Origin of the sequence: Pseudonocardia asaccharolytica DSM 44247 = NBRC 16224 (genome assembly GCF_000423625.1) — a bacterium.
In the GTDB taxonomy this organism is placed as follows: domain Bacteria; phylum Actinomycetota; class Actinomycetes; order Mycobacteriales; family Pseudonocardiaceae; genus Pseudonocardia; species Pseudonocardia asaccharolytica.
This window is the reverse complement of the sequence record NZ_AUII01000003.1, coordinates 180,252-201,495: the sequence shown is the minus strand read 5'-3', so window position 1 is coordinate 201,495 and position 21,244 is coordinate 180,252. Positions and strand designations below refer to the sequence as shown.

The following is a 21,244-nucleotide window of genomic DNA, read 5'->3' as shown; positions in this document are numbered from 1 at the left end:
CGGTCAGCCTACGAACGTGCCTCCGCCGGCCCAGTCCAAGGCCAGCGACGGAACGATGCCCAGCAGCAGCGTGATGAGGACCCCGAGGGTGATCGCCACGGTGGTGAAGGCACCGGGCACCGTCACCGTAGGCCCGTCCGGCGCCGGATCGCTGAAGTACATCAAGACGATCACGCGGACGTAGTAGAACGCGGCGATCGCGCTGGCGACCAGCGCGATCACGACCAGCGGCGCCATCCCGTCCTCCAGGGCCGCCGAGAACACCGCGAACTTCGCGGTGAACCCGCTGGTCAACGGGATCCCGGCGAGAGCGAGCAGCAGGAACGTCATGACCGCGGCCAGCAGGGGCGACCGCCTGGCCAGCCCGGCCCACTGCGACAGATGCCCCGCCTCCCCGTCGGCGGTGCGGACCAACGAGATCACGGCGAAGACCGCCAGCGTCGTGAACCCGTAGGCGAGCAGGTAGAACAGCGTGCCCGCGGTACCGGCCTCAGTGATCGTCATCGCCCCGAGCAGCAGGAAGCCCGCGTGCGCGATCGAGGAGTAGGCGATCATCCGCTTGATATCGGTCTGGGTCAGACCGAGCACCGCCCCGACGACCATCGACACGATCGCGATGGCCCACAGCACTCCGCGCCATTCCCAGCGGGTGCTGCCGAAGGCCACGAAGAGCACCCGCATGATGGCGCCGAACGCGGCGACTTTGGTGCAGGTCGCCATGAACGCCGTGACCGGAGTCGGCGCACCCTGGTAGACGTCGGGGGTCCAGGTGTGGAACGGAGCGACCGAACCCTTGAACATCAGGCCGACCACGAGCAACGCGAGCCCGCCGAACAGCAGCGCGTCGGACCGGTCCGAACCGGCCGCCGCCTCGGCGATCGCGGTGAGCCGCACCGAGCCTGCGTAGCCGTAGAGCAGCGCCAGCCCGTAGAGGAAGAACGCCGAGGCGAACGCGCCGAGCAGGAAATACTTGACCGCCGCCTCCTGGGAGAGCAGCCGGCGGCGGCGGCCCAGACCGCACATGATGTACAGCGGCAGTGAGAGCACCTCGAGCGCGATGAACATCGTCAGCAGATCGTTCGCCGCGCAGAAGACCATCATCCCGCCGAGCGCGAACAGGGCGAACGGGAAGATCTCGGTCTGCATGGTCGGTGCCTCGCCGGGCCGGCCGTAGTCGCGGTCCTCGGGACCGACCGTACCGCCCGGACCGCCTCCCGAGCCGCCCCCGACCGCCGCCCGCGCCCGGGACACCGCCGTGGCGAGGAACGCCCCGCCCGGCTCGACGGACCGGTCGGCCATCACCAGAACGCTCCCCAGACCGAGGAACAGCAGCGTGCCCCACAGGAACAGCGTGGGTCGGTCGACGGCCAGCGTGTCACCGAGGGTGGTGAGCCCGGCCGGGTTGCCGCCCGCATACACCCCGAGCGTGATCCCGGCGCAGGCCAGCACCACCAGGGTGAGCGACACCTGGACCGGCCAGCGCTGGTGGCGCGGCAGGAACGCCTCGGCCAGCACCGACACACACGCCCCACCGAGCACGATGAGCATCGGCGCGATGGCCGCGTAATCGATGGGCGGCGCCTCGATCAGGGGCGCCTGGGCCAAGAGAACCGCGGTCACCGCGACACCCCTCCCACCGGGTCGGTCAGCCCGACCTCAGACATCGTGGCGGCCACCGACGGGTTGATCACGTCGAGCACGGGGCCCGGGAAGAACCCGAGGCCCACGATCAACACGATCAACGGTGTCAGCACCGCGATCTCCCGTTTGGACAGGTCGGGGAAGCCGACCCCCCTGCGTTTCACGGCGACGGCCGGGTCGAGCATGGTGCCGGGCCCGTCGCCCGGACCGCCGAGGGCCGCCAGCACGGCGGTGCCGCGCACCGGACCCTGCATCGTGCGTTGGTACACCCACAGGATGTAGAGCGCCGCAAAGATGATCCCGACCGTGGCCAGGATGGTGTAGACGGGCTCGCGCGGGAACGAGCCGATCAGCACCAGGAACTCGCTGACGAAGGAGTTGGTTCCCGGCAGCGCCAGCGAGGCGAGGCCCGCGAGCAGAAACGTCCCGGCCAGCAGCGGGGCGAGCTTCGCGACGCCCCCGTAGTCGGCGATCAGCCGCGACCCGCCGCGGGCGATCAGCATGCCGACCACGATGAACAGCATGCCGGTGGTCAGCCCGTGGTTGACCATGTAGAGCACGGACCCGGCGAAGGCCTGCGTGGAGAACGCGAAGATTCCCAGCGCGATGTACCCGAAGTGCGCGACCGAGGTGTAGGAGACGAACCGCTTCAGGTCGCTCTGGGCGACGGCGAGCAGCGCGCCGTAGAGCACCCCGATCACCGCGAGGACCAGCACCAGCGGCGCGAGGGTCCGCGACGCGGCCGGGAACAGCGGCAGGCAGTAGCGCAGGAACCCGAATGTGCCGACCTTGTCGAGCACGCCGACGAGCAGCACACCGACCCCGATGGGGGCCTCGGCACCGGCGTCGGGCAGCCACGTGTGGAACGGCACCAGCGGCGCCTTGATCGCAAAGGCCAGGAAGAACCCGAGGAACAGCCAGATCTGGGTGGACTCGGGCACGCTCGCGGCGATCCGCTGAAGCTCGGCCCAGGTGAAGGTGCCCTCCCCCAGCCGCTCGCCGCTGACGACGAACAGCCCGATCACCGACGCGAGCATCACCAGCCCGCCGAGCAGCGAGTACAGGAAGAACTTCACCGCGGCGTACTGCCTGCGCGGGCCGCCGAACCGACCGATCAGGAAGTACATCGGGACCAGCATGGCCTCGAAGAACACGTAGAACAGGAAGACGTCGGTGGCCGCGAAGACCCCGATCAACAGGCCCTCGGTGGCCAGCAGCAACGCGAAGAAGCTGGCCGCGCTGCGGCCCTCGGGCAGCTTCTCCTCCCAGGAGAAGCCCATCACGATCGGCACCAGCAGGGCGGTGAGCGCGATCATGACCAGCGCGATCCCGTCGACGCCCAGCGCGAAGCTGGTGCCGAAGGCGGGGATCCACGGATAGGCGAACTCGAGCTGGAAGCGGGTCCCGGCCGCCGCGTCGGCCACCGAGTACATCGCCCAGGCCACGCCGGCCAGTGTGAGCTCGATGATCGCGATCCCGAAGGCGACGCGCTTTGCCGCCCGGTCGTCGTTTCGCAGCGGCGCGACCGCCAGTGAGCCGACCAACGGCACCAGCAGTAGGACGAGGAGAAGCACAGAGCCCCCAGTGTTCATGGCGATACCTCGGCCAGGACGGCGCGCCTCACGCGAACCTCACCGCCAGCAATGCGGCGATGACCAGGACCGAGCCGCCGAGCATGCTCAGCGCGTAGGAGCGGACGAACCCGGTCTGCAACCTGCGCAGCCGGCCCGAGCTGCCCCCGAGCAGGGCGGCGGTGCCGTTGACCAGCCCGTCCACCCCGCGGTTGTCGATGTAGACCAGCGCGCGGGACAGCCAGATCCCCGGCCGGGCGATGAGTACCTCGTTGATCGCGTTGGCGTAGAGGTCGCGGCGCGCGGCGCGAACCGGGAACGAGACCGGCTCCGGCCGCTGCACCGGGACCGGCCTGCGGCCGACCACCAGGTAGGCGATGAGCGCGCCCAGCGCGGAGACGGCCACGGTCACGATCGCGACCGCGGTGTGCGACAGCGGCCCCGCCGCGCTCTCCTCGAGCTCGCCGAGCGTCGGCTGCAGCCACCGCACCAGCGCGCCGTCCCAGGTCAACAGGAAACCCGCGGCTACCGAACCGAACGCGAGGACGATCATCGGAATGGTCATCACCGCGGGAGACTCGTGCGGGTGGTACTGCGCGCCGTCCGGGGTGTCCCCGACGCGCAGGTTCTGCCAGCGCTTCTCGCCGAAGAACGTCATGAGCACCAGCCGGGTCATGTAGAACGCGGTGAGCCCCGCGGCGAGCACCGCCACCCCGCCGAACACGGCGCCCTGCCAGCCGCCCTGCCCGAAGGTGGCCGCGATGATCGCGTCCTTGGTGTAGTAGCCGGACAGGAACGGGAACCCGATGATGGCGAGGTAGCCGAGCCCGAACGTCACCGTGGTGATCGGCATGTACCGGGCCAGCCCGCCGAACCGGCGCATGTCCACCTCGTCGTGCATGGCGTGCATGACCGAACCGGCACCGAGGAACAGCCCGGCCTTGAAGAAGCCGTGGGCCAGCAGGTGCAGGATGCCCAGCGCGTATCCGGCCGGGCCGAGCCCGACGGCGAGGATCATGTAACCGATCTGGCTGACCGTCGAGTACGCGAGCACCTTCTTGATGTCGTCGTAGGCGCAGCCGATGATCGCGCCGATGAGCAACGTGATCACCCCGATGATCGCGACGGCGAGGCGCCCGGTCTCGGTGATGTTGTAGATCGGGTTCATCCGGGCGACGAGGAAGACACCCGCGGTGACCATCGTGGCCGCGTGGATCAGCGCCGAGACCGGGGTCGGGCCCTCCATCGCGTCGGGCAACCAGGCCTGCAGCGGGAACTGGCCGGACTTGCCGCACGCCCCGAGCAACAGCAGCAGCGTGATCGCAAGGATCGTGCCGCCGGGCACCTCTCCGATCCGGGCGAACACGTCGGTGTACTGGACGGTGCCCAGTTCCATCCAGATCAGGAAGATCGCCAGCGCGAGCCCGACGTCGCCGACGCGGTTCATCAGGAACGCCTTCTTCGCCGCGGTCGCCGCGGACGGGCGGTTCTGGTAGAAGCCGATGAGCAGGTAGGACGCCAGGCCGACGCCCTCCCAGCCCAGGTAGAGCAGCACGAAGTTGTTGCCGAGGACCAGCAGCAGCATGGCCGCGATGAACAGGTTCAGCTGCGCGAAGAAGCGCCGCCTGCTCGAATCGTCCGCCGGCTCGCCGCCGTCGGTGGCATGCGGGGCCATATAGCCGACCGAGTAGAGGTGGATCAACCCGCCGACCCCGGTGATGAGCAGCACGAACGTCAGCGAGAGCGGGTCGAGCCGGAACCCGAAGTCGATGTTCAGCCCGGCGACGGGGATCCACTCGTAGAGCGAGATCTCGCGGGTGCGCTGTGCGGGGTCGAGCCCGAGGGTCTGCACGAAGATCAACGCGCCGATGACGAACGCGGCGGCGACGGACAGGACGCCGAGCCAGTGGCCCCAGCGGTTCGCCCGCCGCCCGGCGACGAACAGGATCACGGCGCTCGCCGCGGGCAGCGCGAACAGCAGCCAGGCCAGCGACGCGACGCCGGTGACGGGACCAACGGCACCCGTGGCGGGGAGCTCGGTAGGCACGGGGAGCGCTCCTAGTACTTGAGCAGGTTCGCGTCGTCCACCGAGGCGGACCGACGGGTGCGGAAGATCGACATGATGATGGCCAGCCCGACGACGACCTCAGCTGCGGCCACGACCATCACGAAGAACGCCATCACCTGGCCGTCCAGCGCTCCGTTGATCCGCGAGAATGTGACCAGGGAGAGGTTGACCGCGTTGAGCATCAGCTCGATGCACATGAACACGACGATCGCGTTACGCCGGACCAGGACGCCCACCGCTCCGATGGAGAACAGCAGCGCCGACAGGAGCAGGTAGTACGTGGGAGTCACTGGTTACCGTCCTGCCTGGGCGTGCCGCCGGTGAGCGCATGCGGGTCGGGCCGGGGCGGGGGCTCGAGCTCCTCGACCGGGGTGGACTCGATGATCTCCGAGAGCGACTCCGGCGCGATCGAGCCGTCCGGCAGGACCGCGGGCACGGCCACCGAGTCCCCGGTGGCGTAGACCCCGGGCCCGGGCAGCGGGGAGATCCGCGCGTGCTCGCCGCGCAGCCTGGCGATCACGGTCGCCCGCTGGCCGCGTTTGGCGTGGGCCTTGCTCTGCGCGTGGGTGAGCACCATCGCGGCGAGCGCCGCGGTGATGAGCAGCGCGGAGGTGAGCTCGAAGGGCAGCAGATAGTCGGTGAAGATGAGCCTGCCGAGCCCGGGCATGTTGCCGTTGCTCCCCGCGGCGTTCTCGGCCAGCCCCACCGGGGTGACGTCGACGAGCGCCCTGCCGATCACACCGACGAGCAAGCCGGCCAGCCCGATGCCGAGCAGCAGTGCGACGAACCGCTGGCCCCGCAGCACCTCGACGATCGAGTCGGAGCTGTCCCGGCCCACCAGCATGAGCACGAACAGGAACAGCATCATCACGGCGCCGGTGTAGACGATGATCTGCACGAAGCCGAGGAACGGCGCCTGCTGCACGATGTAGAGGACGCCGAGGCTGAGCATCGTCATCGCCAGGAACAGCGCGGAATGCACTGCATTGCGCGCGAGGACCATGCCCAGCGCCCCGGCCAGCGCGATCGGGCCGAGGATCCAGAAGGCAACGGCCTCCCCGGTGGTGACGGCGCCGGTCGCCGCCTGGGCCAGCACGGTGATCATCGGACCTGCTCCCCGACCGGATCGTTCGCGACCTGCTCACCCGCCGCGGAGGCGCGAGCAAGCTGCGGGCCGAGCACGTAGTAGTCCTGCTCGTCCTCGCCGAGCCGCATCGGGTGCGGCGGGGCCTCCATCCCCGGCAGCAACGGCGCGAGCAGCTGTTCCTTGGTGTAGATCAGGTCCTGGCGGTTGTCGTCGGCGAGCTCGTAGAAGTTGGTCATCGTGAGCGACCGGGTCGGGCAGGCCTCGATGCACAACCCGCAGCCGATGCAGCGCAGGTAGTTGATCTGGTAGATAGCGCCGTAGCGCTCGCCCGGGGAGTAGCGCTCCTCCTCGGTGTTGTCGCCGCCCTCGACGTAGATCGCATCGGCGGGACAGGCCCAGGCACACAGCTCGCACCCGACGCACTTCTCCAGCCCGTCCGGGTGCCGGTTGAGCTGGTGGCGGCCGTGGTAGCGCGGAGCGGCGGGCGGGAAGTCCTCGGGGTACTCCTCGGTGACGACCTTGCGGAACATCGTCGAGAAGGTGACACCGAAGCCCTTGAAGAAATCAAACATCCTCGGTCTCCTTCGGGGGGCCGCTGAGCGCGCCGGCCGGTTCGCGGTCGGCGGACTCGGCCGCACGGCGCCGCAGCCGATGCCGCGGCGGTGTCGGCACGGCCAGGTCGAGCGGGGGCACCGGGTAGTCCGACGCCAGTTCGACCTCGGCCTCGGGCTGGCGCCGCTCCGGCACCAGGAACGCGACCACCACCACCACGGCGAGCACGATGCCGATCATGACCAGCAGCGTGGTCAGGCTGCTGCCCGCGCTCGTGCGGTAGGTACGGATCGCGAAGATCGCCAGGATCCACAGCAGGCTGATCGGCACCAGCGCCTTCCAGCCCAGCTTCATGAACTGGTCGTAACGGAACCGGGGCAGCGTGCCGCGCAGCCAGATGAAGACGAACAGGAAGATCATCGTCTTGATCAGGAAGGCGATCATCTGCAGCCAGCCGTTGCTGTTGAGGAACGACAGCGGCCACGGCCACTGCCCCCCGCCGAGGAACAACGTCGTGGCCATCGCCGAGACGGTCACCATGTTCACGTACTCGGCGAGGAAGAACAGCGCGAACTTCAGCGACGAGTACTCGGTGTGGAAGCCACCCACCAGCTCGGACTCGGCCTCGGGGAGGTCGAACGGGGCGCGGTTGGTCTCGCCGACCATCGAGATCACGAACACGACGAAGCTCGGGATGAGCAGGAGGGCGAACCAGCCGGATGCCTGCGCGCCGACGATGTCCGCGGTCGACATCGTTCCGGTGAACAGGATCACCGCGACGATCGACAGCCCCAGCGCGATCTCGTAGGAGATCACCTGCGCCGCTGAGCGCAGCGCACCGAGAAGCGAGTAGGGCGACCCCGATGCCCAGCCGCCGAGCACGATCCCGTAGACCCCGATCGAGCTGCAGGCCAGCACGACCAGCACTCCGACCGGCAGGTCGACGAGCTGCAGCACCGTGGGCTCACCGAAGATCGAGACCTCGCCGCCGAACGGGATCACCGAAAGCGCCACGAACGCGGGGATCGTGGAGATCACCGGGGCGATGAAGTAGACCTTCCTGTCGGCCAGCGCCGGCATGATGTCCTCTTTGAACGCCAGCTTCAGGCCGTCGGCCAGCGACTGCAGCCAGCCGTTGGGGCCGACCCGGTTCGGGCCGGGACGCTGCTGCATCCGGGCCACCACCTTGCGCTCCCAGTTGATCATGAAGAGGGTGAGCACGACGCCGATCGCGAACAGCGCGACGACCTTGAGCAGGATCAACCAGATCGGGTCGTCGGCCAGCAGCTGCTGGGTTCGGGTCATCCCCTCCCCCTGTGCCAGCACCGCCTGCACGAGCGCCGCGTTCATGCCGTGTCTCCGTTCCCGTCCGCCGCACCGGCGGCCCCGCCCGCCGCGCTGACGCCCACCAGCTCGCCGTGACCGACCCCGAGAGCGACCCGGACCCGCGACCCCGCGGAGTTCGCCGGCAGCCAGACGACTCCGTCGGGCAGGTCCGCGGCGGCGACCGGCAGCGTGATCGAACCGCGTTCGGTACGCACCGTCGCCAGCAGGCCCTCGGTCAGCCCCAGCCGCTCGGCGGTCGCGGCGTTGACCCGCACCTGGGCGGGCCGGGCGGTACCGGCCAGCGCGGGCTCATCGATCGCGAGGCTGCTCTCGTCCACCAGTTGCCGCCAGGTGGCGAGCACAGCCTGCCCGTAGGCCGGCGTGCGGGTCCGCGCCGGCTGCGCCGCGGGACCGGGCGGCGCCGTCCCGGCGAACCGGCCGAGCCGGGCCAGGTCGCCCGCCGCGGCCGCCGGGGTCTGGGTGAACAGGTCGACGTCCATCTCCACGGCCAGCGTGTCGAGCACCCGGCAGTCGGGCAGCACACCGCTGGCGTCCAGCGCCACCCCGAACTCGCGGCGGCGGCCCTCCCAGTTCAGGTAGCTGCCGGCCCGCTGCGCGTCGGGCGCCACCGGGAGCACGACGTCGGCGACCTCGGTGACGGCCGAGGCGTGCAGTTCGATGCTGACCAGGAAGCCGGCCTCGCGCAGCGCGCTGCGCGCGGCGGCCGGATCGGCCAGGTCGTCGGGGTCCACCCCGCCGACCACGAGCGCGGCCAGCTCACCCATCGCAGCCGCGCCGAGGATGTCGTCGGTGTCCCGCCCCGGGGTGGCCGGGATCGTGCCCGCGGCCAGTCCCCAGGCCCGCTCGATCTCGGCGCGCGCGGCGGCATCGGTGACCGGACGGCCGCCGGGCAGCAGCGTCGGGACCGCGCCGGCCTCGAGGGCCCCGCGGTCACCGGCGCGGCGCGGCACCCAGCCGACGGCGGCACCCGTGCGTTGCGCCAGTGCCGCCACCGCCGAGTACAGACCCGGCACCTCGGCGGCCCGCTCGCCGACGAGGATCACTCCCCCGCCGGTCAGCGCCTCGATGACATGCGGCGCCGTCTCGGCCAGCTCGGCGAGCACCGCGGCCTCGGCCCCGGGGACCGCGCGGATCAGGTTGTCGCGGGCCGCGGGCGACGCGACCCCGGTCGAGGTGGCTGTGCGCCGCACCGCGGGCGTCGTCCACTGACCGAGGTGGAACACCTTCTGACCATGCTTGCGGGCGGCCTTGCGCAGCCTCAGGAAGACGATCGGCGACTCCTCCTCCGGCTCGAACGCGACGCACAGTACCGCGGGCGCGGCCTCGAGGCGGGTGTAGTCGAGGATCTCGGGGCCGGTGCCGACGACGTGCGCGGCGAGGAAGTCGAGCTCCTCGCCCGAATGCGGCCGGGCCCGGAAGTCGATGTCATTGGTGTGCGCCGCGACGCGGGCGAACTTCGCGTAGGCGTAGGCGTCCTCCACCGTGAGCCGCCCACCGGGCAGCACCCCGATTCCGCCCGAGGACCGAGCCGCGAGCAGGCCCTCGGCGGCGACGCGCAGCCCGTTGGTCCAGGACGTCTCGGCGAGCCTGCCGTCGGCGCCGCGGACCATCGGCCGCACGATCCGTTCCTTCGAGGTCAGGTAGCGGAACGCGAAACGGCCCTTGTCGCAGGTCCACTCCTCGTTGACCTCGGGGTCGTTGCCCGCGAGCCTGCGCATCACGGTGCCCCGCCGGGTGTCGTTGCGCTGCTCGCAGCCCGAGGCGCAGTGCTCGCACACCCCGGGCGTGGACACCAGGTCGAACGGGCGGGCGCGGAACCGGTACGCCGCGCTGGTCAGGGCCCCGACCGGACAGATCTGGATGGTGTTGCCCGAGAAGTAGGACTGGAACGGCTTGTCGGCCGCCACGCCGATCTGCTGGTCCGCGCCGCGCTCGAGCAGGTCGATGAACGGGTCGCCGGCGATCTGTTCGGAGAAGCGGGTGCAGCGCTGGCAGAGGATGCAGCGCTCGCGGTCGAGCAGCACCTGAGTGCTGATCGGCAACGGCTTGGGGAACGTCCGCTTGGGGTCGACGAACCGGGAGTCCGTGCGGCCGTTCGACATCGCCTGGTTCTGCAACGGGCATTCGCCGCCCTTGTCGCAGATCGGGCAGTCGAGCGGGTGGTTGATCAGCAGCATCTCCATGACGCCCTGCTGGGCCTTGTCGGCCACGGGCGAGGTGTGCTGGGTCTTGACGACCATGCCGTCCGCGACGGTCATCGTGCAGCTGGCCTGCGGCTTGGGCATCAGCCGCCCGCCCATCTCCACCTCGACCAGACACTGCCGGCAGGCGCCCGCCGGGTCGAGCAGCGGATGGTCGCAGAACCGCGGGACGATGATCCCGAGCCGCTCACAGGTCCGGATGAGGATCTCGCCCTTGGGCGCGTCGACCTCCAGCCCGTCGATGGTCAGCCGGACGTAGCCCTCGGGCACCGGCCGGGCGTCGGTCTTCTCGGGGGAGAGGCTCATGCGGACACTCCGGTCAGCTCGGCCAGCTGCTCCGGCTGCGCGACCGCGGACTGCGCGGCGCACAGGTCGAGGAACTCCTGGCGGAAGTACTCGATCCCGCTGGTGATCGGGCTGGTCGCACCGTCGCCGAGGGCACAGAACGCACGGCCCAGGATGTTGTCGCAGACGTCGAGCATCGTCTCCACGTCCTCGGGGGTGCCCTGGCCCGCCACCATCCGGTGCAGGATGTGTTCGAGCCAGTACGTTCCCTCGCGGCACGGGGTGCACTTGCCGCACGACTCGTGCTTGTAGAACTCCGTCCACTTCATCACCGCCCACGGCACCGAGACGGTCTCGTTGAAGACCATCACGGCCGTGGTGCCCAGCATCGAGCCGGCCGCGGCGGCACCCTCGAAGTCCAGCGGGACGTCGAGATGTTCGGCGGTGAACAGCGGGGTCGACGAACCGCCCGGGGTCCAGAACTTGAGCGGGACACCGTCCTTCATCCCGCCGGCCATCTCCAGCAACTGGCGCAGCGTGACGCCCAGCGGGGCCTCGTACTGGCCGGGCCGCTCGACGTGCCCGGAGATCGAGTAGATCTTCGGACCCGGGCTGCGCTCCGTGCCCATCGAACGAAACCAGTCCGAGCCGCCGGCAACGATCGCGGGAACCGTTGCGATCGTCTCCACGTTGTTCACCACGGTGGGCGAGGCGTAGAGCCCGGAGGTGGCCGGGAACGGAGGCTTGAGGCGAGGTTGACCGCGACGACCCTCGAGCGAGTCGAGCAGCGCCGTCTCCTCGCCGCAGATGTAGGCGCCGGCCCCGGCGTGCACCACGATGTCCAGGTCGAAGCCGGAGCCGAGAATGTTCTTGCCGAGGTACCCCTTGGCGTAGGCCTCGTTCACCGCGCCCTGGACCCGGCGGATGCAGTGCAGCGCCTCGCCGCGCACGTAGATCGCGCAGAAGTGCGCGCGGATCGCGTAGCTGGTGATGATGCAGCCCTCGATCAGCGAATGCGGGTCGGCCATCATCGTCGGGATGTCCTTGCAGGTGCCCGGCTCGCCCTCGTCGGCGTTGATCACCAGGTACTTCGGCTTGGCGCCTGCGCCGTCGGGACCCTGCGGGATGAACGACCACTTCATGCCCGTCGGGAAGCCCGCGCCGCCGCGGCCGCGCAGCCCGGAGTCCTTCACCAGCTGGATGATCTGATCGGGATGCGCGGCCAGCGCCGCGCGCAACGCCGCGTACCCGTCGTGCTGTTCGTAGGTCTCCAGCGACCAGGAGCGCGGCAGACCCCAGCGTCGGGTGAGGACCGGGGTGAGCGGATCGGGAGTCGTCATGACCTCACTTCTTCTCCGGCAGTGGCGGCAGGGCCGGCGGCTCGGCCGGCAGCGACGGGGCGACCCAGCCGCACTCGGCGGCGAGTTGCACGCCGCGCAGTGTCTCCTTCGCGGCCGACGGCCCCTCCACCGACTGCTCGAGATCGCCGTGGATCCCGGCCAGCTCGAGCTCGGCGGTTCTGAAGTCGGTCAGCGGGGCACCGCGGGTGGGATGCGGCTTCTCGTCCCGCTGCAACGCCTCGACCAGCTCCGTCGCCGACTCGGTCGTCTGGTTGTCGAAGTACTCGTAGTTGACCTGGACGACCGGGGCCAGATCGCAGGCTGCCAGGCATTCGGCGTGCTCCAGGGTGATCGAACCGGGGCTGCCCGGCTCCCCCGCCGTCTCCTCGTGGCCGACTCCGAGCTTCTCCGAGAGCCGCCGGTAGATCTCGTCGCCGCCCAGCGCCGCGCACAGCGTGTTCGTGCAGACGCTCACCAGATGCTGGCCGCACGGGCTGCGCTTGTACATCGTGTAGAAGGTCACGACGGCGGCGACCTCGGCCGTGCTCAGCTCCAGCGCCTCGGCGCAGTACCGGATGCCGTCCTGGCTGACGAAGCCCTCCACCGACTGCACCAGATGCAGCAGCGGGAGCAGCGCCGAGCGCGGCTGCGGATACCGGGCGATGATCTCCTTGGTGCGCTGCCGGGTCAGCTCGTCGAACATCGGCGAGGCCGGCGGACCCTCCTCGACGACCGGCTTCCAGGTCAGCTCCTGCGGTGCCGCGGGCGCGGCGCTGTTGGTCTCCGGCGTGCCCTCGGGCAGTGTCATCCTTCCCCCTCGCTGTGCTGACCCACCCCGCCGGCTCCGCCGGCTGCCGCCCCCGGGCGCTCCGTCGGCGTCATCGATCGACACCTCCCATGACCGGGTCGATACTCGCGACGGCGGCGATCACGTCGGCGACCATGCCGCCCTCACACATGGCCGGCATGGTCTGCAGGTTCACGAAGCTGGGCTCGCGCAGGTGGACGCGGACCGGCCGGGTGCCGCCGTCGGAGACGAGGTGGTAGCCCAGCTCTCCGCGCGGCGACTCCACCGCCGAGTAGACCTGGCCCGCCGGGACGCGGAACCCCTCGGTGACCAGCTTGAAGTGGTGGATCAGGGATTCCATCGACTGGCTCATGATCTTGCGGACGTGCTCGAGGGTGTTGCCCATGCCGTCCGCGCCGATCGACAGTTGCGCGGGCCAGGCAACCTTGCGGTCCTCGACCATCACCGGGCCCGGCTCCATCTTCGCCACGGCCTGCTCGACGATCTTGAGCGACTCGTGCATCTCGGCCACCCGCAGCACGTACCGCGCGTAGCAGTCCGCCTCGGTCGCCGTCGGGACCTCGAAGTCGTACTCCTCGTAGCCCAGGTAGGGCTCGACCTTGCGCAGATCCCAGGGCAGACCCGCCGAGCGCAGGATCGGCCCGGTCGCGCCGAGCGCGAGGCAGCCGTCGAGCGGGAGGTAGCCGACGCCCTGCAGCCGCTGCTTCCAGATCGGCTGGCCGGTGAGCAGGTTGTCGTAGTCCGGAAGCCGCTTGCGCATCAGCTTGATGAAGTCGGTGACCTTTTCCTTCCAGTCCTCCGGGAAGTCCTGGGCGAGGCCACCGGGCCGGACGAACGCGTGGTTCATCCGCAGCCCCGTCAGGTACTCCAGCAGGTGGAGCACCTCCTCGCGCTCCCGGAAGCCCGCGGTCATACCGGTCAGCGCGCCCAGCTCCATACCGCCGGTGGCGATGCACACCAGATGCGAGCCGATCCGGTTGAGCTCCATCAGCAGCACCCGACCGACCTGCGCGCGCCGCGGCGCCTCGATCCCGAGCAGCCGCTCCACACCCAGGCAGTACGCGGCCTCGTTGAACAGCGGCGCCAGGTAGTCGGCCCTGGTCACGAACGTGACGCCCTGGGTCCAGGTCCGGTACTCGCAGTTCTTCTCGATGCCGGTGTGCAGGTAGCCGATCACCGATCGGGCCTGGGTGACCGACTCGCCCTCGAGCTCGAGGACCAGCCGCAGTACCCCGTGCGTCGAAGGGTGCTGCGGACCCATGTTGATGACGACCCGGTCGTCGTGCTCGGAGTCGATCAGCGTGTCCCAGTCGCCACCGGTGACGGTGAAGACCGTGCCCTCGGTGGTCTCGCGGGCCGGGGCATAGGCGTCGTGGCCCGGTGCCGATGCTCGCTGCGCTGACGCGTCTCTCGTGCTCATGAGTAGGCCCGCCTCTCGTCGGGCGGCGGGATCTCGGCGCCCTTGTACTCCACGGGGATCCCGCCGAGCGGATAGTCCTTGCGCTGGGGGTGACCGTCCCAGTCGTCGGGCATGAGGATCCGGGTCAGCGCGGGGTGGTCGTCGAAGATCACCCCGAACATGTCCCAGGTCTCCCGCTCCTGCCAGTCGGCGGTGGGGTACACCTCGACGACACTGGGCACGTGCGGGTCGTCGACGTCGACGGCGACCTCGAGCCGGATCCGCCGCCGGTAGGTCATCGACAGCAGGTGGTAGGTGACGTGCAGGCGCTGTGGCACGTCCTCGCCGTAGTCGACCCCGGACACGCTCGAGCACAGCTCGAAGCGCAGCGTCTCCTCGTCGCGCAGCGTCCGGCACACGTCACGGATCCGCTCGCGCTGCACGTAGAAGGTGATCTCGCCGCGGTCGATCGTCACCTGTTGGATCGCGCTGCGCGGGATATCGCGCTCGTCGAGGGCCTCGGCGAAGTCGTCGGCGAAGTCGTCGTACCAGCCGCCGAACGGCCGCTCGGCCGGGGCGGGGATGTAGGCGGGCAGCCGCAGCCCGCCGAAGCCGGAGGTGTCCCCGGTGTCGTCCACCCCGAACATGCCGGACCGGGCACGGCCGGCGGGCGCGGCGAGGCGGGTGCCTCGTTCGGGCGTCGTGCCGCCGTTGCCCGCGATCTGCTCGACCTCGCCGGGCTCCGCGGTCTGGCCACCGCGCTCCCGGTGCTCCCGTTCGGCGGCACCGCTGCGCTCCGCCGAGGACTGTGGCCCGCCGGTCGGCTGCTGGCCGTTGCCGGACGTTCCGGTTGGCTCGCTCATCTACTTCATCTCCGCCGTCTTCTTCTTCGGCGCGTACTTGATCGAGGACGGGACGAGCTCGGTCTTGTGACCGCTCGCCGCCAGCGCCGCGGCCCGCTTGGCACCCAGCGGCTCGTCCATGATCTTGGCGTGGAGCTTGAGAATGGCGTCCATCAGCATTTCCGGACGCGGCGGACAGCCCGGCAGGTACATATCGACCGGAACCACGTGATCAACGCCCTGGACGATCGCGTAGTTGTTGAACATTCCGCCCGAGGAGGCGCAGACGCCCATCGCGAGGACCCATTTGGGTTCGGGCATCTGGTCGTAGATCTGGCGCAGCACCGGGGCCATCTTGTTGCTGACCCGGCCTGCCACGATCATCAGATCGGCCTGCCGCGGCGAGGCCCGGAAGACCTCCATGCCGAAGCGCGCCAGGTCGTACCGCGGCGCACCCGTCGTCATCATCTCGATCGCGCAGCACGCCAGCCCGAAGGTGGCGGGCCACAGCGAGGACTTCCTGGTCCAGTTGACTAGCTTCTCCACGCTGGTCAGCAGGACGCCGTTGGGCAGGTGCTCTTCGAGGCCCATCTGCGTGCTCCCCTAATTCCAGTCCAGGCCGCCGCGCCGCCATACATAGACGTACGCGAAACCGACCGCGACGATGAACAGCACGATCTCCACCAGCCCGAACAGGCCGAGCAGATCGGCGCTGACCGCGAACGGGTAGAGGAAGACCATCTCGATATCGAAGAGGATGAACAACATCGCCGTCAGGTAGTACGCGATCGGCATGCGACCGGCTCCGACGACCGGCTGCGGCGACGGCTCGATCCCGCACTCATAGGAGTCGAGCTTGGCGCGGTTGTACCGCCGCGGCCCCACATAGGGGGCCGCCGTCACGGAGAACAGCGCGAACGCGCCGGCCAGCGCGAACAACAGCACCAGCGGGAGATACGGATCGAGCATTCGTGCACACCCTCGTCGTGAGTGCGGTCAGTTCTTCGGATTCGATACGGCGGCCGACCCTAGGCGCGGGCGGCGGCCGCAGCGCGATCAGGACAGCCTTACTACACGCTCGGTGCGAGCCGGGTCATCGCGGCGATGACCCGGTCGCTCACGTCACCTTCTTTCGGGTCGTACAGGTTCGCCAGCAACTTGAGCAGGAACGCCATCAGAGTCTTGCGCGGCAGGCCGTGCCGGGTGGCCAGCCGCATGATCGTCGGATTGCCGATGAGCCGCGAGAAAACGTTACCGATCCGGTAGTAGCCACCGAGTGCCTGGCTCAGCTGCGCCGGATACCCCGCCAGCGCCGCCTCCTGCGAGGCACCCGAGCGGGCCAGCCCCTGGACCGCGCAGCGCGCCGCGATCTGCGCCGACTCCATCGCGTACGCGATGCCCTCGCCGTTGAAGGGGTTCACCGTCCCGCCGGCGTCGCCGACGAGCAGCAGGCCCGGCCGGTAGTGCGGGATGCGGTTGAATCCCATCGGCAGCGCGGCGCCCCCGACCGGGCCGACCGCGTTCTCGTCGCGGTAGCCCCATTCCTGTGGCGTCCCGTCCAGCCACGACTTGAGCAGGGCGCGGTAGTCGGTCGAGCCGAACGCGCGGCTGGTGGACAGGATGCCGAGCCCGACGTTCGACGTGCCGTCACCCATCCCGAAGATCCAGCCGTAGCCGGGAAGCAGCTTCGGGCTGGCCGGATCCGAGCGGTCCCACAGCTCGAGGTGGGACTCGAGGAAGTCGTCGTTCGTGCGCGGACTGGTGTAGTAGCGGCGCACCGCGACACCCATCGGGCGGTCGTCGCGCTTGGCGATGCCCAGCGACAGCGCCACCCGCGCCGAAACGCCGTCGCAGGCCAGGGTGAGCGGCGCACGGAAGCTGACCGGGCTGCGGTCCTTGCCCTTGCCGACGTATCCGGCGACGCCCATGACCCGGCCGGTTCGCTCCTCGATCATCGCCTCGGTGACCGACGTGTCCTCGTGCAGCCGCGCACCCGCCTTCACCGCGTTGCGGGCGAGGAGCTCGTCGAAGTCCTGGCGCGGACGGACCGCCCCGTAGTCGGGGAAGCTCGCAAGCGTCGGCCACTCCAGTTCGAGGCTCACCCCGCCGCCGAGCACCCGCAGACCCCTGTTGTGCAGCCAGCCGTTCTGCTCGGAGCAGTCGATGCCGAGGTCGATCAGCTGCTTCATCCCGCGCGGGGTGAAACCGTCGCCGCAGACCTTGGGGCGCGGGAACGTCGTCTTCTCCAGAAGCAGGACGTCGAGCCCCGCGCGGGCGAGGTAGGTCGCGGCGGTCGAGCCCGCGGGGCCCGCCCCGACGACAATCACATCGGCGTCGGCGTCCGGGCGTCGGGTCCCGGCGCCGGTGGTGGGTTCGGGCGCGGCCATTCGGCTCCTTGTGAACAGATTCACGAAGTCACCGCCGAGTCTAGGACGCGCGTTCCCAACGTGCGCGTCCGGTAGGTGGATCGAGGTGACATCCGGCCCGCGGACCGGTGCGGACGGGGCATCAGGGCCGGCGGGCGCGGTGCAGCGCGACGGCGCCACCGGTGAGATTGCGCCAGGCGACGTCGGTCCAGCCCGCCTTCGCGATCCGCTCGGCGAGCTCGGGCTGGGCAGGCCAGTCCCGGATCGACTCGGAGAGATAGGTGTAGGCCTCCGGGTTGGACGAGACCCGCCGCGCGACCTCCGGCAGCAGGTGGCCCAGCACGACGTCGTGGTAGACGGCCCGGAACGGCGCCCAGGTCGGCGTCCCGAACTCGCAGACGACGAGCCGGCCACCGGGACGGGTGACCCTGGCGAGCTCCGCGAGCGCCAGATCCGGGTCGGCGACGTTGCGCAGCCCGAACGCGATCGTCACCGCGTCGAAGGCGCCGTCACAGAACGGCAGGTGCAGCGCGTCGGCCGCGACCTTCGGGACATCGCGCCGGCGCCCGGCCCGCAGCATCCCCAGTGAGAAGTCGGCGGCGACGCACCAGGCGCCGGAACGGGCCAGCGCGACCGTCGAAACCGCGGTTCCCGCGGCCAGGTCGAGCACCCGCTCGCCGGGGCGCAACCGCAACGCCTCGCGGGTCAGCGCCCGCCAGCGCCGGTCCTGGCCACCGGTGAGCACGGTGTTGGTGAGGTCGTAGCGCCGCGCGACGCCGTCGAACATCGCGGCGACGTCGTCGGGATCCTTGTCGAGATCGGCCCGGCTCACTGGTCTCCTCGCACTCGTCATCGGGGCCGGCCGGCGGGTCGCTGCGCTGCGGTTGCCCGCCGTCCCGGCCCGGAACGCTACGCGCATCGCCGCGAACCCTCGATGGCACCGGGTCTCGCGGACCCCGCCCTCGCTCGCCTACGGTCGACCCATCGCCCCGGCATCGACGACCTCCACGAGACCCACGGCACCCGGCTCCCTCGCCGTCCGGGCCACACCGTTCCTGTTCGTCCTCATCTGGGCGTCCGGGTTCGTCGTCGCGAAGTACGCCGCGCCCTACGCCGAGCCGCTGAGCTTCCTGCTGCTGCGCTACACCGGCGTGGTCGTCCTGATGGGCAGCCTCGCGCTGGTCGCGCGGGCGACGTGGCCACGGTGGCGACAGGCCGGGCATCTGGCCGTTGCCGGCATCGGGATCCAGGCCGGCTACCTCGGCGGGGTGTGGGCGGCGATCGCGGCCGGGATGCCCGCCGGGGTGGCGGCGCTGGTGGTGAACCTGCAGCCGGTGCTCACCGCGGTCGTCGGGTGGCTGCTCGGCGAGCCGATGGGCGCGCGCCGGGCGACCGGGCTGGTGCTCGGCTTTCTCGGCGTGACGCTGGTCGTCTCGGCCAAGCTGACCACCAACGGGCTGTCGGTACTCACCGTCGGGCTGACCACACTGGCGCTCGTCGCGATCACCGCCGGGACCCTCTACCAGAAACGGTTCTGCCCGGAGTTCGACCTGCGCACCGGCCAGGTCGTGCAGTTCGCCGCGTCCATCGTGGTGACCGCACCGTTCGTCGTCGCGTTCGAGTCGTTCCGGGTGACGTGGACCCTCGAGCTGGCCGGAGCCCTCGCCTGGTCGATCCTCGTGCTCACCGGCGGCGGGATCTCGCTGCTGTTCCTCATGCTGCGCCGGGGCGCGGCATCGCAGGTGACCAGCTACTTCTACCTGGTCCCCGGGATCACGGCGGTGATGGCCTTCGGGCTGTTCGGCGAGCAGCTGGGCTGGATCGTGCTGGCCGGGATGGCGGCCACCGTCATCGGGGTGGCGCTGGCCGCGGGCGGCCGGGTGACTCAGCCCGCGGAACCGGCGCCGACGCCGTCGCGCTGAGCGAGCCGCTCCTGTTCGGTGCGGCGGCGCCGCAGCCAGAACGCCACAGGCCCCAGCACCGCCCACACCCCGAGCACGCCGGCCCCGGCCGTCCCCAGGCCGTCGACCGTGCCGCGGCCCGCGACCCGGACCAGCTCCGGTTCGGCCGCGTCGTACTCGACGAGGATCGTCTCCCCGACGCTCACCCCGCGCGGGTGCAGCACCCCGCGCTCAGGCACCACGGCCTGCCCGTTCGGCAGCGAGAACCGCACCAGGGTGCGGCTGAAGCTCGACCCCTCCAGCACCTCGGCCGTGGTGACGACGCGGCGGGCATCGATCGAACGATCGTCGAGCGCGGAACCGACCAGCGCCAGCCCGGCAAGCACCGCGATCAGCACCGCGAGCCCCACGACGAGCTCCGGGAGCCGGTAGCGCAGGATCCGCAGAGCAGTCCGGGCCGACCCCGCGACCTCGTCGATCAGCTCGTTGGCGCTGCTGGTCACGGCAGGCGAGTGTAGCGATGATGTGATCCGCGCCCACCGGGCCGAACGCGCGCGCCTGCGCACGGTTCCCTACCCTCGGGATCGTGACCATAGCCCCGCTGCCGGCTGGGCTGCGCGTGCGGACGCGCGAGGTGGAGGACCCGGGCCGGCTGCTCGACCTGCTCCCCGACGACCGCGGCCCGCTCTCGTGGGTCCGCGGATCCGACGGTCTCGTGGGGTGGGGCGAGGTCGCCCGCTTCACCGCCGCGGGCCCGCACCGGTTCGCCGCGGCCGACGAATGGTGGCGCGCCTTCACCGACCGGCTCGAGGTCCTCGACGAGGTGGGGCGGCCCGGGACCGGGGCGGTCGCGTTCGCGAGCTTCACCTTCAGCGACCGCTCCCTCGGGTCGGTGCTGGTGGTGCCCAGGGTCGTGGTCGGCCGACGCGCCGGACAGGCCTGGATCACCGAGTTCGGCGCGGGCGACGCCCCGCCCCCGGTGCGCTCGGTCATCCCGGTGCGGCCCAGCGGCACCCTGCGCTACGGCGACGGGCTGCTCCCGGTCGACCGCTACCGCGGCGCGGTCGCCGAGGCGGTGCGCCGGATGCGCGCGGGCGAACTGGAGAAGGCCGCGCTGGCGCACGACCTGCTGGCCGTCGGCGAGCGGCCGCTCGACGCCCGGTTCCTGCTCGGCGGGCTGGCCCGGCGGTACCCGACGTGCTGGGCATTCGCCGTCGACGGGCTGGTGGGTGCCACCCCGGAACTGCTGCTGCGCCGCAGCGGCGACGTCGTGTCGTCGCGGGTGCTGGCCGGCACGATCTGGCCCGGTGAGGACGCCGATCTCGACGATGCCCTGCTCACCTCCGCCAAGGACCGCTGGGAGCACGCCCTCGCCGTCGACTCGCTGACCGATGCGCTGCGCCGGTACTGCACCGAGCTGGTCGCGCCGCAGGCGCCCTCGACCCTCACCCTGCACAACGTCTCGCACCTGGCCAGCGACGTCAGCGGCAGACTCGACGCGACCTCCCCCGCCACGCTGTTACAGCTGGCCGAGGCGGTGCACCCGACGGCCGCCGTCGGTGGCACCCCCCGCGACCTGGCCGTTTCGCTGATCGCCGAGCTGGAGGGCATGGACCGGGGCCGCTACGCCGGGCCGGTCGGCTGGGTCGACGCCGCCGGCGACGGGGAGCTGGGCATCGCGCTGCGCTGCGCCCAGCTCGACGGCTGCACCGCGCGGCTGTTCGCGGGCTGCGGCATCGTCGCCGACTCCGACCCCGACACCGAGGTTCGCGAGGCCGCCGCCAAGCTCCTCGCGGTGCGGGAGGCGCTGGAGGCGGCGGACCAGGGCTGACGGTG

19 protein-coding genes are annotated in these 21,244 nt (G+C 70.7%); 2 read left to right on the top strand and 17 right to left on the bottom strand.

Annotation, left to right across the window (positions count from 1 at the left end; all coding sequences use genetic code 11):
- Window positions 1–3 precede the first annotated feature (3 nt).
- From nuoN to G567_RS0104955, 16 genes are all read right to left on the bottom strand, one after another.
- A complete protein-coding gene (gene nuoN, locus G567_RS0105030) occupies window positions 4–1,620 on the bottom strand; it encodes an NADH-quinone oxidoreductase subunit NuoN (RefSeq protein ID WP_028929118.1) in 1,617 nt (538 codons plus the stop codon).
- Window positions 1,617–3,233, bottom strand: a complete 1,617-nt coding sequence (locus G567_RS0105025; protein WP_037055893.1) for an NADH-quinone oxidoreductase subunit M — start codon at window positions 3,231–3,233, stop codon at window positions 1,617–1,619. Before G567_RS0105025 ends, nuoN begins: the two co-directional genes overlap by 4 nt.
- A 28-nt stretch (window positions 3,234–3,261) precedes the next feature.
- Window positions 3,262–5,259, bottom strand: a complete 1,998-nt coding sequence (gene nuoL / locus G567_RS0105020) for an NADH-quinone oxidoreductase subunit L (RefSeq protein WP_028929116.1) — start codon at window positions 5,257–5,259, stop codon at window positions 3,262–3,264.
- An 11-nt stretch (window positions 5,260–5,270) separates the two neighbouring features.
- Entirely contained in the window at window positions 5,271–5,570 is a 300-nt protein-coding gene (gene nuoK, locus G567_RS0105015) for an NADH-quinone oxidoreductase subunit NuoK (RefSeq protein WP_028929115.1), read from the bottom strand.
- The gene (locus tag G567_RS0105010; protein ID WP_028929114.1) at window positions 5,567–6,385 is read right to left on the bottom strand and encodes an NADH-quinone oxidoreductase subunit J; all 819 of its coding nucleotides are present in this window, start codon (window positions 6,383–6,385) and stop codon (window positions 5,567–5,569) included. Before G567_RS0105010 ends, nuoK begins: the two co-directional genes overlap by 4 nt.
- Window positions 6,382–6,939, bottom strand: coding sequence for an NADH-quinone oxidoreductase subunit NuoI (gene nuoI / locus G567_RS0105005; protein ID WP_028929113.1), 558 nt, complete (start codon window positions 6,937–6,939; stop codon window positions 6,382–6,384). The genes G567_RS0105010 and nuoI overlap by 4 nt, the downstream gene beginning before the upstream one ends.
- A complete protein-coding gene (nuoH, locus tag G567_RS0105000; protein WP_028929112.1) occupies window positions 6,932–8,224 on the bottom strand; it encodes an NADH-quinone oxidoreductase subunit NuoH in 1,293 nt (430 codons plus the stop codon). Before nuoH ends, nuoI begins: the two co-directional genes overlap by 8 nt.
- 41 nt (window positions 8,225–8,265) lie before the next feature.
- Window positions 8,266–10,773, bottom strand: a complete 2,508-nt coding sequence (locus G567_RS0104995) for an NADH-quinone oxidoreductase subunit G (protein ID WP_028929111.1) — start codon at window positions 10,771–10,773, stop codon at window positions 8,266–8,268.
- On the bottom strand, window positions 10,770–12,092 hold the full coding sequence (nuoF, locus tag G567_RS0104990) for an NADH-quinone oxidoreductase subunit NuoF (RefSeq protein ID WP_028929110.1): 1,323 nt from the start codon (window positions 12,090–12,092) through the stop codon (window positions 10,770–10,772). Before nuoF ends, G567_RS0104995 begins: the two co-directional genes overlap by 4 nt.
- Window positions 12,093–12,096: 4 nt before the next feature.
- Entirely contained in the window at window positions 12,097–12,900 is an 804-nt protein-coding gene (nuoE, locus tag G567_RS0104985; protein WP_028929109.1) for an NADH-quinone oxidoreductase subunit NuoE, read from the bottom strand.
- 70 nt (window positions 12,901–12,970) lie between these two features.
- Window positions 12,971–14,320, bottom strand: a complete 1,350-nt coding sequence (locus G567_RS0104980) for an NADH-quinone oxidoreductase subunit D (protein ID WP_028929108.1) — start codon at window positions 14,318–14,320, stop codon at window positions 12,971–12,973.
- Window positions 14,317–15,162, bottom strand: a complete 846-nt coding sequence (locus G567_RS0104975) for an NADH-quinone oxidoreductase subunit C (RefSeq protein ID WP_028929107.1) — start codon at window positions 15,160–15,162, stop codon at window positions 14,317–14,319. The genes G567_RS0104980 and G567_RS0104975 overlap by 4 nt, the downstream gene beginning before the upstream one ends.
- Window positions 15,163–15,732 (bottom strand): NuoB/complex I 20 kDa subunit family protein, encoded by a 570-nt coding sequence (locus G567_RS0104970; protein ID WP_028929106.1) that lies wholly within the window; start codon window positions 15,730–15,732, stop codon window positions 15,163–15,165.
- 12 nt (window positions 15,733–15,744) lie between these two features.
- On the bottom strand, window positions 15,745–16,110 hold the full coding sequence (locus G567_RS0104965) for an NADH-quinone oxidoreductase subunit A (protein WP_028929105.1): 366 nt from the start codon (window positions 16,108–16,110) through the stop codon (window positions 15,745–15,747).
- A gap of 101 nt (window positions 16,111–16,211) precedes the next feature.
- Complete coding sequence (locus G567_RS0104960; RefSeq protein ID WP_028929104.1) at window positions 16,212–17,528, bottom strand: geranylgeranyl reductase family protein; 1,317 nt, start codon at window positions 17,526–17,528, stop codon at window positions 16,212–16,214.
- 121 nt (window positions 17,529–17,649) lie between these two features.
- On the bottom strand, window positions 17,650–18,339 hold the full coding sequence (locus G567_RS0104955) for a demethylmenaquinone methyltransferase (RefSeq protein ID WP_028929103.1): 690 nt from the start codon (window positions 18,337–18,339) through the stop codon (window positions 17,650–17,652).
- Between G567_RS0104955 and G567_RS26875 the strand changes: the two genes are divergently transcribed.
- On the top strand, window positions 18,317–19,429 hold the full coding sequence (locus G567_RS26875) for a DMT family transporter (RefSeq protein ID WP_211223854.1): 1,113 nt from the start codon (window positions 18,317–18,319) through the stop codon (window positions 19,427–19,429). The genes G567_RS0104955 and G567_RS26875 overlap by 23 nt on opposite strands.
- Here the strand turns inward: G567_RS26875 and G567_RS26870 are convergent.
- Complete coding sequence (locus tag G567_RS26870) at window positions 19,393–19,911, bottom strand: DUF3592 domain-containing protein (RefSeq protein WP_051232315.1); 519 nt, start codon at window positions 19,909–19,911, stop codon at window positions 19,393–19,395. The two genes, G567_RS26875 and G567_RS26870, sit on opposite strands and share 37 nt — an antisense overlap.
- 83 nt (window positions 19,912–19,994) lie before the next feature.
- Between G567_RS26870 and G567_RS0104940 the strand changes: the two genes are divergently transcribed.
- Entirely contained in the window at window positions 19,995–21,239 is a 1,245-nt protein-coding gene (locus tag G567_RS0104940) for an isochorismate synthase (RefSeq protein ID WP_028929102.1), read from the top strand.
- Window positions 21,240–21,244: the final 5 nt, after the last annotated feature.